This is a genomic window from Pantoea sp. BAV 3049 (genome assembly GCF_009765445.1).
Taxonomy (GTDB): domain Bacteria; phylum Pseudomonadota; class Gammaproteobacteria; order Enterobacterales; family Enterobacteriaceae; genus Erwinia.
In genome coordinates, this window is record NZ_WHOY01000031.1 from 3,679,806 (window position 1) to 3,691,595 (window position 11,790).

The 11,790-nt window shown below is 53.3% G+C and carries 15 protein-coding genes and 1 other RNA gene; 7 read left to right on the forward strand and 9 right to left on the reverse strand.

Going from position 1 to position 11,790, the window contains the following annotated elements; genetic code table 11:
• The first annotated feature begins 102 nt into the window (after window positions 1-102).
• Window positions 103-360 carry a type B 50S ribosomal protein L31 gene (locus GSQ70_RS18240; protein ID WP_158783858.1) on the forward strand — a complete coding sequence of 86 codons (258 nt, stop codon included), beginning with the start codon at window positions 103-105 and terminating at the stop codon, window positions 358-360.
• Window positions 361-369: 9 nt separating this feature from the next.
• The gene (gene ykgO / locus GSQ70_RS18245) at window positions 370-510 is read left to right on the forward strand and encodes a type B 50S ribosomal protein L36 (protein ID WP_158783859.1); all 141 of its coding nucleotides are present in this window, start codon (window positions 370-372) and stop codon (window positions 508-510) included.
• 110 nt (window positions 511-620) lie between these two features.
• Here the strand turns inward: ykgO and GSQ70_RS18250 are convergent, their stop codons facing one another.
• From GSQ70_RS18250 to GSQ70_RS18260, 3 genes are read right to left on the reverse strand one after another with little or no spacing between them, the layout of a single operon-like run.
• On the reverse strand, window positions 621-1,499 hold the full coding sequence (locus tag GSQ70_RS18250; protein WP_158783860.1) for a metal ABC transporter substrate-binding protein: 879 nt from the start codon (window positions 1,497-1,499) through the stop codon (window positions 621-623).
• Window positions 1,496-2,368 carry a metal ABC transporter permease gene (locus GSQ70_RS18255; RefSeq protein ID WP_158783861.1) on the reverse strand — a complete coding sequence of 291 codons (873 nt, stop codon included), beginning with the start codon at window positions 2,366-2,368 and terminating at the stop codon, window positions 1,496-1,498. Before GSQ70_RS18255 ends, GSQ70_RS18250 begins: the two co-directional genes overlap by 4 nt.
• On the reverse strand, window positions 2,365-3,051 hold the full coding sequence (locus GSQ70_RS18260; RefSeq protein WP_158783862.1) for a metal ABC transporter ATP-binding protein: 687 nt from the start codon (window positions 3,049-3,051) through the stop codon (window positions 2,365-2,367). Before GSQ70_RS18260 ends, GSQ70_RS18255 begins: the two co-directional genes overlap by 4 nt.
• Before the next feature lie 415 nt (window positions 3,052-3,466).
• Between GSQ70_RS18260 and GSQ70_RS18265 the strand changes: the two genes are divergently transcribed.
• The 3 genes from GSQ70_RS18265 (at window position 3,467) to GSQ70_RS18275 (ending at window position 4,592) form a co-directional block, all read left to right on the forward strand.
• A complete protein-coding gene (locus GSQ70_RS18265) occupies window positions 3,467-3,820 on the forward strand; it encodes a hypothetical protein (protein ID WP_158783863.1) in 354 nt (117 codons plus the stop codon).
• 143 nt (window positions 3,821-3,963) lie between these two features.
• Window positions 3,964-4,344, forward strand: coding sequence for an Hha toxicity modulator TomB (tomB, locus tag GSQ70_RS18270; RefSeq protein WP_158783864.1), 381 nt, complete (start codon window positions 3,964-3,966; stop codon window positions 4,342-4,344).
• A 29-nt stretch (window positions 4,345-4,373) separates the two neighbouring features.
• Window positions 4,374-4,592 (forward strand): HHA domain-containing protein, encoded by a 219-nt coding sequence (locus GSQ70_RS18275; RefSeq protein ID WP_158783865.1) that lies wholly within the window; start codon window positions 4,374-4,376, stop codon window positions 4,590-4,592.
• A 56-nt stretch (window positions 4,593-4,648) separates the two neighbouring features.
• Here the strand turns inward: GSQ70_RS18275 and ffs are convergent.
• Window positions 4,649-4,745, reverse strand: an RNA gene (ffs, locus tag GSQ70_RS18280) — signal recognition particle sRNA small type.
• Window positions 4,746-4,970: 225 nt separating this feature from the next.
• Between ffs and GSQ70_RS18285 the strand changes: the two genes are divergently transcribed.
• A complete protein-coding gene (locus GSQ70_RS18285) occupies window positions 4,971-5,282 on the forward strand; it encodes an MGMT family protein (protein ID WP_158783866.1) in 312 nt (103 codons plus the stop codon).
• A 24-nt stretch (window positions 5,283-5,306) separates the two neighbouring features.
• Here the strand turns inward: GSQ70_RS18285 and GSQ70_RS18290 are convergent, their stop codons facing one another.
• Entirely contained in the window at window positions 5,307-5,864 is a 558-nt protein-coding gene (locus GSQ70_RS18290) for a YbaY family lipoprotein (RefSeq protein ID WP_158783867.1), read from the reverse strand.
• A gap of 214 nt (window positions 5,865-6,078) precedes the next feature.
• Between GSQ70_RS18290 and tesB the strand changes: the two genes are divergently transcribed.
• Window positions 6,079-6,939: an acyl-CoA thioesterase II gene (gene tesB / locus GSQ70_RS18295; protein WP_158783868.1), complete on the forward strand. Its 861-nt coding sequence runs from the start codon at window positions 6,079-6,081 to the stop codon at window positions 6,937-6,939.
• Window positions 6,940-7,034: 95 nt separating this feature from the next.
• Here tesB and amtB read toward each other — a convergent pair whose 3' ends face one another.
• The 4 genes from amtB to GSQ70_RS18315 form a co-directional block, all read right to left on the reverse strand.
• Window positions 7,035-8,324 (reverse strand): ammonium transporter AmtB, encoded by a 1,290-nt coding sequence (gene amtB / locus GSQ70_RS18300; protein ID WP_158783869.1) that lies wholly within the window; start codon window positions 8,322-8,324, stop codon window positions 7,035-7,037.
• A 35-nt stretch (window positions 8,325-8,359) separates the two neighbouring features.
• Window positions 8,360-8,698, reverse strand: coding sequence for a P-II family nitrogen regulator (gene glnK / locus GSQ70_RS18305; RefSeq protein ID WP_009114005.1), 339 nt, complete (start codon window positions 8,696-8,698; stop codon window positions 8,360-8,362).
• A 265-nt stretch (window positions 8,699-8,963) separates the two neighbouring features.
• Window positions 8,964-10,733, reverse strand: a complete 1,770-nt coding sequence (locus tag GSQ70_RS18310; protein WP_158783870.1) for a SmdB family multidrug efflux ABC transporter permease/ATP-binding protein — start codon at window positions 10,731-10,733, stop codon at window positions 8,964-8,966.
• Window positions 10,726-11,790: ATP-binding cassette domain-containing protein (locus GSQ70_RS18315; protein ID WP_158785366.1), on the reverse strand; the 1,065-nt coding region annotated here is incomplete at its 5' end. The genes GSQ70_RS18315 and GSQ70_RS18310, both read right to left, overlap by 8 nt.

An 11,790-nucleotide genomic window follows, 5' to 3' on the forward strand; every position in this document is an offset into this window, starting at 1 on the left:
ACTCTGAAAAGTCGTTTATGCCGCAATGCCTGTTGCAATCTGAAAACAGCACGCGCATAATAATTGCTATGTTATAACATACCAACAGTTCAGTGGGGATTTATGAAAAAGGGTATTCATCCTGCTTACCGCACCGTGGCGTTCCACGATACCAGTGCCAACACTTATTTCACCGTTGGCTCCACCATCAAAACCGAAAGGACAGTGGAGCTCAACGGTCAGGTCCTGCCCTACGTGGCGCTGGACGTCTCTTCTGCTTCCCATCCGTACTACACCGGTAAGCAGAAAGAGTTTGCCAAAGAAGGCAGTGCACATCGCTTTAATCAGCGTTTTGGCCGTTTTTTCCCACCCGCTAAGTAAGGAGTCAGCATGCAGGTTCTGAGTTCACTGGCTTCGGCCAAAAAACGTCATAAAGATTGCAAAGTCGTGCGTCGTAAGGGGCGTATCTACGTGATCTGCAAAACTAACCCCCGGTTTAAAGCCGTACAGGGAAAAAAGAAAAAACGCTGATCGGTAAAAACTGTGCCTGCGCCGGAAACGCAGGCCTGAACTTCAGAGTCAATGCCGCATAATGCGGCTTTTTTTCGCCTGTAAAAAAGGGCCTCCCTGCCCCGTACTGCTTACTTCATGCTGGAGAGCATGGCACTAACGTTATGCTTAAACGCTGCCACATAGCTATCCGCCGCGCCGCCTTTTTTGGTCAGCGCTTCCGGGTAAAGTTCACCACCTGGTTGTGCACCCGTTGCGGAAGCAATCTGTTTTACCAGGCGAGGGTCGGTCTGGTTCTCAATAAAGTAGCTACGGATATGTTCTTTTTTCAGCTGAGTGATCAGCCCGGCCACGTCTGAAGCGCTGGCTTCAGATTCCGTTGAAAAGCCGACCGGCGACATAAAGCTGACGCCATAGCGCTGGCCGAAGTAGCCGAAAGCATCATGGCTGGTCAGTACCTTACGCTTCGCTACCGGCACGGAGGCAAAGCTGGTTTCGGCCCATTTATCCAGTTTCTGCAACTGGCTGACGTAAGCCGAACCTCGCTGGCGAAAGTAATCTGCATCCTGGGGATCCGCAGCGATCAGAGCGTTCATCACGTTGTTCGCATAAACCACGCCGTTTTGCATGCTGTTCCAGGCATGCGGATCGGTGATGGTTTTGCCCTCTTCTTCCATAGAACGGGTGGCGATCCCCTGAGAGGCAACAATCACTTTGCCTTTATAATCAGACGCTGAAATCAGGCGATCCATCCACCCTTCCAGGCCCAGTCCGCTGACAAACACCATGTCCGCTTTTGACAGCGCCTGGCTGTCCTGTGGAGTAGGTTCAAAGCTGTGCGGGTCGCCATCCGGTCCGACCAGATTTTTCACCCTGACGTGATCGCCGCCCACTTCCTTAACGATATCGCCCAGCACAGAAAAACTGGCTACCGTTTCCACGGTTTTTGCCATCGCCAGCGGGGTGATAAAAATCGCCGCAACAGCCAGCGCTACAGGTAACTTCTTCATGCTTTCTCCTTACCAACTGAAAAAGGGCGTGCGCGGAAAATTCCGCCACAGGGCCCGACTAAAATAGAGACAAAAAACAGAATGGCGGCGCTGAGCACCACCGCCGGTCCGGCAGGCAGTGACAGATAAAAAGAGGCAATCAGGCCGCTGAAGCTGGCGATCAGTGCGAGGATCATCGCCGAAGCGATCATCCCGGGCAGTTCCTGCCGCCAGAAGCGGGCCGCCGCGGCGGGCAACATCATCAGGCCCACACACATCAGCGTGCCAAGAACCTGGAACCCGGCGACCAGATTGGTCACCACCAGGATGAGGAAAATGCCATGCACCAGCGGAGCCACCCAGCGGCTCTGCGCACGTAAAAATGTCGGGTCAAATGCATCAATCACCAGCGGACGATAGATTGCCGCCAGCACCAGCAGGGAAACAGCCGCAATTCCGCTGACCAGCATAATTGAGGGGCTATCCACCGCCAGCAGCGAGCCGAACAGCACATGCAGCAGATCGACACTCGATCCGCGCAGGGAAACCAGCGTCACCCCTAAGGCCAGCGATCCCAGATAGAAACCGGCAAAGCTGGCATCTTCCCTTAAGGGGGTGTAGCGGCTTACGGCACCGGAGAGTAACGCGACTGACAACCCGGCAATCACGCCACCGGTCCCCATTGCCACCAGTGATAACCCTGATATCAGGTAACCAATTGCCGCACCAGGCAGCACCGCATGGGAAAGTGCATCACCCACCAGGCTCATTCTGCGCAGCAATAAAAAGACGCCCAGTGGTGTGGCACTCAGCGACAGTGCCACACAGGCCACCAGCGCCCGACGCATAAAACCAAACTCCATAAAAGGCTGCACCAGCGCAAGAGTCATCTTTTCTCCTTAACGTGGCTGAAGTTGAGTTGGGTAACGGCTGAACCCGGCCCTGACCATTCGGCATGACTGCCCTTCAGGCGAAGCGTCTGCGGGAAATATTTCTCCACCGTCGCCATATCGTGCAGCACCACTATCAAGGTACAACCGGCCTGATGCCGCTCTTCCAGCAGCGCCAAAAGCAAATCGGTGGTGTGGCTGTCCACGCCGGTAAAGGGTTCATCAAGCAGTAATAAGGAAGCATCCTGCACCAACAGACGGGCAAACAGCACGCGCTGCAGCTGACCGCCAGAGAGCGTACCCGGCTGGGCAGTGGCAAAATCCTGCATGTTGACCTTTTCCAGCGCGGTGATCACCGTCTGACGCATGCTGCGATTAATGGCGCCAAACCAGCCACAGCGTTTCCAGCAGCCCATCGCCACCAGATCAAAGACGCTGATCGGAAAAGTGCGTTCAATTTCAGATTGCTGAGGAAGCCATGCCATACTGGCGCGTGGTTTTGGCAGGCTGACCGAGCCGGATACCGGAGGAAGGAGACCCGCCAGCGTCTTCAGTAAAGTGGATTTTCCGGAACCATTTGCGCCAACCAGTGCAGTCATTGATCCCTGTAAAAACTCGCCATCAAGCGCAGGGGTTACCGCTCTGCCCTGATAGCCAACGGTGAGTTTATTGAGTGTGATCATCAGGAGACGGCCCAGTAAGTAAAAACCAGCAACAACATGGCCACCGCACCGGCTAAGGTAAGGCGCATTAAAGCAGACTGCGTCAGCAGCGTTCCCTTACGGGTTAGAGAAGAGAGTGAGGACATCGCGCAAAACCGAGATAATGTTATAACATAACAATATTCTACGATCGCTGATGCCGTAAAGCTTTGGGCAAAGTGTATCTAAGTATGACTAACCTCTCGCCGACGATGAGAGCCGTTATATAAAATATTTTCAACTTCCTGTTTTTTTCTATCGCAGAAAGAGAATTTGTCTACTAAAATAATTAATAGTCAAATCATCGAGATAGTTAGTATCGACTTTCAGGAGCTTGATTATTTCTCAGTAGAGACCAATTATCTCTATAAGCATTAATTAACTCTGTGGAGAAAAAATGCGCAAACGTATTCCATTCGCATTTAGAGGAAATGAAGGCAATCTGCAGACAATGGCGCAAAATATTCAGCAGATTATTCCCAAAATAGAAGCAGAGCTCACCGGTTCGCTGATATGGTATTCTCAAAATGCTCAATATGTTCCCGATAGCATAAAAATTATTTCTATAGAATATTCATCTGAATCGCGTTATAAGATGACATACAGCTTTCGCTGGGACGTTTTCAACGCCTGTCTTGATATTGATGCATGGCAGACAACAACCGAGACGGTCAATTTTGAATGCCAGCCTGATGCGCTGATTTTTGATTTCATCGAGACTTCCCAGCCCACCGTCGCTGACGAACTGTAATTTTGAGTAAGAGCATTACAAATACAATTTAAGCAGGTTATATTTAATTATACACAGACACTGGTTTTATTATCGCTTCCTGGCATTCCACTCGCTGAAAGCCTGCGCTGACGGCACCAATACTCGCTATGGAGGGGAAAAAGATGGACGAATACTCACCGAAAAGGCATGATATTGCCCAGCTGAAATTCTTGTGTGAAAGTTTGTACGATGAAAGCCTCGCGACGTTAGGTGACAGTCACCATGGCTGGGTTAACGATCCTACTTCAGCAATCAATTTACAACTTAACGATTTGATTGAGCATATTGCAGCTTTTACGATGAATTACAAAATTAAACATATCGAAGATAGTGAACTGATTAGTCAGATTGACGAATATCTTGATGATACGTTTATGCTCTTTAGCAATTACGGCATTAATGTTCAGGACTTGCATCGCTGGCAAAAATCAGCGAAACGCTTGTTTAACATTTTCGCAGAGGAATGTGCTCACGTCACCGCACAGGCGAGCCATTCGTTTTAGCAACCCTTTATATTTTCAACGGTTTAACAATGACAGATAAACTTCTGACCAAAACTGATTATCTTATGCGTTTAAGAAAGTGTCGTTCGATTGATACACTTGAACGGGTAATCGAGAAAAACAAATACGAATTGTCCGATAATGAACTTGCGGTTTTCTATTCTGCTGCTGACCATCGCCTTGCTGAACTGACTATGAATAAGCTCTACGATAAGGTACCGGTAGCTGTCTGGAAATTCGTGCGATAAGAGCGGTGTGGGATGTGGGATGTGGGATGTTCGGACAAAGTCGAATTGGGTGGGGGCCCTGCCAGCTACATCCCGGCACACGCGTCACCTGCTGCGGCTGCTTCCTTCCGGATCTGACCGAGTTCACAAGTTAGCATTGCGGGAGAACCAACCGGGCCCCCATTGAAAAGCTCCATGTGATGGAGCGAGGGCATTATCAATGAACCCCGGAGCAATTGCAAGCCCGCCCCCGATGACCGTTGTTTTCTTGTGCAACTCTGCTATATGATTGTTTTCAAAGCTTTCCTTTTGGCTGGCTGCCTCGCTGTATAACTTCATGAAATCGCTTCAGATGTTGCCCACTTTCGATTACTGTTATGGTCGAAAGAGGTAAATTCCATGACTGAACAAGATACTTTCCAGCAACGCATCTGGCAGATTGTCGCCGCCATCCCTTATGGCAAAGTGACCACTTATGGTGAAATCGCCCGTCTCGCCGGTTCGCCGCGCGCCGCGCGCCAGGTTGGAGGCGTACTGAAGCGCCTGCCCAGAGGCAGCAAGCTGCCGTGGTATAGGGTCATTAACCGGATGGGGGAAATTTCCTTAACGGGAGATAATCTCGATCGTCAGCGGCAGGCGTTGCTGGCTGAAGGCGTTGAAGTGAGTGCCGAAGGTAGAGTCTCCCTCAGCCGCTACCGCTGGGAAATATAAACCGCCCCGCGAGGGGCGGAAAAATCACATAGAGGAAGGTGCAGGCACGGATGAGGATGGCGAAACTTGTGTTGGAGAAGTGGATGGCACAGTGGTTGCCGCCCCACTCTGCGACGGAATAGCCACTGATGGAACCGGAACTAATATCAGCTCTTCTTTATTTCCACCGTTATTGATCACCTGTTTTACCGTATCGGTAATAAAGGCCAGTTTGCCGTCAACAGTAATCGCCGCGCTCAGCAATATCCGGGCATTTGGCTGAATGTCCGCCGGATTATAGGGCAGGATAAATTTGAAGGGTGCCTGTTTACCGTCGGTTCTCACCACGCGCTGGGAGAGGACTTTAGACGGTGCATCCGCAAGCGAAGCATCCGACAGCGTCACGGTCAGAACTGCGTCAGGCGGCAGGGCCACTTTCTGACGAATATAAAGGGAACCACTGACGTTTGGCTGACGGATTGTCGACTGCTCTCCCGATACCTGGGAAGCCAGCGTTGCCGTTGGCACATCTTTTCCTTTCTCCGCACAGCCGGAAAGCGCAACCACCAGAGCAGCACCAGTAAGCATTGGCCAGACTTTCATTGATTTATTCTCCTTATGATCAATGCAAATTATCTCGGTTCATTACAGACAGAGATTCCCTGTCCCGTAAGCCTTAATTCTGGCACAAATTACTGATATTTTCCTGGAAGCACGGCGATTGCGCTTTTCCGCTGCCTAATCGTGCCCCACCCCGTTGACGGAAACTGGTCGGATCTCGCAAACTGACAGGAAGACGACTATTGAGGACGCCGTGATGAGTCACGCACTACAAGACCTGTTAAATTTATTGAATCTGGAAAAGCTGGAAGAGGGGCTGTTCCGCGGCCAGAGTGAAGATCTGGGCCTGCGCCAGGTGTTTGGCGGTCAGGTGGTGGGTCAGGCACTCTATGCCGCCAAGCAAACGGTGCCCGCCGATCGCATCATTCACTCCTTCCACAGCTATTTCCTGCGTCCAGGCGACAGTCAGAAGGCGATTATTTATGATGTGGAGACGCTACGTGACGGGCAAAGCTTCAGCGCCAGGCGCGTCAGTGCTATCCAGAATGGCCACCCGATTTTTTATATGACCGCGTCATTCCAGGCCCCGGAAACCGGATTTGAGCATCAGAAGCCAATGCCACAGGTCGTGGGTCCGGAAGATCTGCCAACCGAAAGCGAGATCGCTAAACAGCTCTCCCATTTCATTCCGGAAAGAGCGCGGGAAAAATTCCTGTCGGAAAAGCCTTTTGAAATTCGCCCGGTGAAATTCCACAACCCGCTGAAAGGCCATGTTGATGAGCCGGTGCGTCACGTCTGGCTACGGGCTAACGGGACAATGCCGGAAGACAAACGCATCCACCAGTATCTGCTGGGTTATGCCTCGGACTTCAATTTCCTGCCGGTGGCGTTGCAGCCGCACGGCAAAGGTTTTCTCGAGCCGGGAATGCAGGTCGCGACAATTGATCATTCAATGTGGTTCCACCGGCCGTTCGATTTGAATCAGTGGCTGCTGTACAGCGTGGAGAGCACTTCAGCCTCGGGTGCCAGGGGATTTGTACGGGGCGAATTCTATACTCAGGACGGCACGCTGGTCGCCTCCACGGTGCAGGAAGGGGTGATGCGCATTCGTCAGTAATGGCGTTCTTCTTTCTGCACAACGTAAAACGGCCCCTTCCGGGGCCGTTTGTCATTTTATTGTTTTAAAGTCGCACTGCTTTTCTTACGTTCAGCTTACTGGTTGTAAGCATTCTCACCGTGGCTGTTCACATCCAGACCTTCACGCTCCTGATCTTCCGGAACACGCAGTCCTACAATCATGTCGGCCACTTTAAAGGCGATAAAGGCAACAACACCGGTCCAGACAATGGTCACACCGACGCTGAACAGCTGGATCCAGACCTGGTGAGCCATGGTCACGCCTTCGGCATAACCCACGCCCCCCAGAGAAGAGGAAGCGAACACACCAGTCAGGATACAGCCCACGATGCCACACACGCCGTGTACACCGAACACATCACAAGGGTCATCCACGCGCAGCCATTTCTTCAGGGTGGTCACACCCCACAGGCCAGCCAGGCCACCCACAATACCGATAATCAACGCACCGCCAACACCCACATAACCACAAGCTGGGGTAATAGCCACCAGACCGGCAATCACGCCAGAGCAAACGCCCAGCAGTGAAGGTTTGCCGCGCAGAGCCCACTCACCGAAGGTCCAGCTCAGCATCGCACCGGCAGTTGCCATTACGGTATTCAGGAAGGCCAGGCCCGCGATTTCATTGGCTGCACTGGCGGAGCCAGCGTTAAAGCCGAACCAGCCCACATACAGAATTGCGGTACCGGTGAAGACCATTGGCAGATTGTGTGGTTTAAAGGCTTCTTTACCAAAACCAGCACGTTTGCCCACCAGATAAGCCCCCACCAGGCCAGCCACAGCGGCGTTGATGTGCACCACAGTACCGCCCGCGAAGTCCAGCGCGCCGTCCTGAGCCAGCAGACCGCCTGACCACACCATATGAGCAATAGGCAGATAGGAGAAGGTCAGCCAGATCGCCACGAAAATCAGTACCGCAGAGAAGCGAACACGTTCAGCGATTGAACCAACAATCAGCCCCACGGTGATACATGCGAAAGAAGCCTGGAAAGAGACGTGGATATATTGATAGAAAGTGCCAACCAGCGCGGTCAGCTGGATGTTTTTCAACATCGCCATGCTGAAGCCGCCGAAGAAGGCATTACCTTCACTGAAGGCCAGTGAATAGCCGTAAACCATCCACAGCACGCAAACCATAGCGAAGGTCACGGAGACCTGGGTCATCATCGATAGCACGTTTTTAGCGCGGATCAGGCCGCCGTAAAACAAGGCAATGCCGGGTAACGTCATAAACAACACCAGCGCGGTGCAAATCATCATAAAGGCGTTGTCAGCTTTATCTACCACCACCGGTGCTGCCGCCATCGCGAGCGACGGTAACAGGGTCAGGCTGGCAAGGCCAAATACAGCGAGTTTTTTGTTCATTTTATCCCATCCCATCACAATTCTTAGCCCCGAGATTACAGTGCGGCTTCGTCAGTTTCGCCAGTACGGATACGAATGACTCGCTGCAGTTCTGCAACAAAGATCTTACCGTCACCAATTTTACCGGTGTAAGCAGCTTTGCTAATCACATCAATCACTTCATCAAGCTGATCGTCTGCAATCGCAATGTCTATTTTTACTTTTGGCAGGAAGTTCACGCTGTACTCAGCACCGCGATAAAGCTCTGCATGCCCTTTCTGGCGACCAAAACCTTTCACTTCGGTTACGGTCAGCCCCTGAATACCGATAGAGGACAGTGCTTCACGCACGTCTTCTAATTTAAACGGTTTGATTACCACGGTAACCAGCTTCATACGATCCCCTCCAGGTATTGAAAACAGTTGTTTCGCCCGACATGGACTGATTAAAGCAAAGGCTGTGCCATATATTAAAAAATGGCATTTTTCAGACGATTAGTCAGTCCGGCTCTGAGTCTGCCCCTTACTGCTAAATTTTGCCTATGCCTTTGGGAGATAAAGCAGCAACAAAAAACGCACCATAAAGGTGCGTAATGATTCAGGGCTGTGCAAAAGACCATTTTAAGGCCGGTTCGCGCCTGTTATTGGTGCAGCGAGACGGTCAGATTTTCAGTGCTTCACCCGCTTCCAGCTCTTCTCCGACCAGCTGTAACTGATACATTTGCCAGTAGCGCCCCTGTTTCTCCAGCAGCTCCCGGTGGCTCCCCTGCTCCACGGCACGGCCACGGTGCAATACCAGAATGGTATCCGCCTCGGTAATGGTGGAAAGACGGTGGGCAATGACCACCAGCGTGGTCTGCTGACGAACCGCCCGCAGAGCTTTCTGAATGGCCTGCTCAGTGCCGGAATCGATGTTGGCCGTGGCTTCATCAAGGATCAGGATTTCCGGTGCGTCCACCAGCACACGGGCCATGGCCAGCAACTGTTTCTGCCCGACCGACAGAGTGTTACCCTGCTCACCCAGCCGGGTATGAATGCCGTCAGCCAGGCCTCTTGCCAGCCCTGCCAGCTGCACCGTTTCCAGAGCCTGCCACACCGCCTCTTCACTGATATCCCGCCCGAGCGTAACATTGGCAAAGAAAGTGTCGGCCAGCACCACCGGATCCTGCTGTACCATTGCCACACTTTGCCTCAGAGCACTGTGGGTGAGCGAAGTAAGCGGCCTGCCATCAAGGCGAATTTCACCCTGAACGATGGGGTAATACCCCATCATCAGGTTGGCGAGGGTGCTTTTTCCGCTGCCGGTGTGCCCCACCAGCGCCACAAAGTTTCGGGACGGCACCTGCAGGTTGATATCGCTGAGAACGTTGCGGTCGTCGCGATAGGCAAAGGTCAGATTTTCGATATCGATGGTCCCCGACGTCAACGGCCGGGTATCACTACCATAGCGCTGGCGCGGCGCATCCATCAGCTCAAAGATCCGCTCGCCTGCCACCACCGCCTGCTGCAACATCGACTGCTGAGTGGTCAGCTCGATCAGCGGCTCATTTAACCTGCCGAGATAGCTGATAAACGCATAGAGCACGCCCACTTCAAAGCTGCCTCCGGAAGAGAAGCCAAACAGCATCAGCAACCCGCAGAGGATCAGCGCGGAGAACAAACTGAGCAGCGGACGCAGCAGGAAGCCGTCCAGTCGCAGTGTCTCCATCCTTGCCAGATAGTGGGAACGGCTGGCCTCGCCCATTCGTTCTCCAAAGCGGGCCTGCTGGCGGAACTGCTGGATCACACTCATCCCATTAATCACTTCATTGAAGCCGTTATTGATATCGGCCAGATAGCTACGCACCCGACGCACAATGGGTGTGCTGTAACGCTGGTAGATCAACATGACGGTGATCACTGCCGGGAAGATGGCGAGAGCGACCAACGCCATCCGCCAGTCCAGACTGAACATCGCCACCAGCATTGCACCAATAAGCGCGGCGCTGCGTAGCACGGTCGCCACCACCGTGACGTAGAGGTCGCGGACCACTTCAGTATCGTTGGTCACGCGGGAAATTATTTGCCCGACTGGCTGAGTATCAAAGGCGCTCAGAGGCTGTCGCAGTGCGGCATCCATCACGTCCGTACGCAGGCGCTGAACCACCCCGACAGCGGCCTGGTTGAACAGCAGCGACTGCCAGTAATGCAGCGAGGCCGCAAGGATTTGCAGCAGGATAAAGCTGACTGCCAGACCGGCCACCAGCCCCACCGGCATACGGTGTTTTGCCACCATATTGTCGATAAAATAGCTGACCAGCACCGGGCCAAGCACTTCCGCCGCCGCCGCGATCCACAGCAACAGTACCGCCAGCCCGAGGGATTTACGCCACGGCGATCCATAACTCAACAGCCTTTTTAACGTCGGCCAGAGTTGGGTCAGATTAGCCATGGGGAACCCCCTTCTCAATTTCATCTTCGTCCAGGGCGGCTTCAAGTTGCTGATAACGATACATATCCTGATACCAGCCGCTTTGCACAGCCAGATCTTCGTGCCGGCCGCGCTGGGCCACAGCGCCATTCTGCATCACCAGAATTTCACTGGCTTCAGTCAGTGCCGAGAGCCGGTGAGCGCTGATAATGACCGTTCTTCCTGCTCCCCACCTCCGGAGGTTATGCAGGATCAGATGCTCGGTGCGGCCATCCACTGCCGAAAGCGCATCATCAAGGATCAGGATTTCGGCATCCAGCAGTAGCGCCCTGGCAATGGAGATGCGCTGCTTCTGCCCGCCGGACAACATCACGCCACGCTCGCCGACTTCGGTCTCGTAACCCTGCGGCAGCCGCAGAATGTCATCATGAACGTTGGCCAGTCTTGCGGCCTGTTCAATGTCTACCCTGCTGGCCGCAGGACGCCCCAGTGCAATATTGTTGGCTACCGTATCAGAGAACAGGAAAGGGGTCTGGCTGACCACCGCCATCCGGCTGCGCCAGCTGTCCAGCCGGATCTGCGGCAGGGGAATGCCGTGGTAGCGAATATCGCCCTGAGCGATATCAAAGTGGCGCTGGATCAGACTCAGCAGGGTACTTTTTCCTGAGCCGGTCGGGCCGCACAACCCCAGCATCTGGCCAGGTTTAACGCTGGCATTCACATGGCGCAATGAAGGTCTGGCACCGGGATAACAGAACTCGCGGATGGCAATCTGCAGATGACCACGCTCTTCCGGCAGTGTTTTGCTGCCGTCTTCCACCGCCGGCGCCTCGGCCAGCAGCGAACGGATCCTGCTCCACGCCGCGCTGCCACGCTCCACGATATTAAACATCCACGCCAGCGCCAGCATCGGCCAGATCATCAGGCCAAGATACATCACAAAGCTGGTCAGTTGCCCCAGCGTCATCTCGCCGTGCCAGACCAGCCAGCTGCCGCCGCCAACCGCCAGCAGGTTAGACATGCCGATAGCGATATAGATAGTGGGATCAAAACGGGCATCAACGCGGGCCACGCGGAG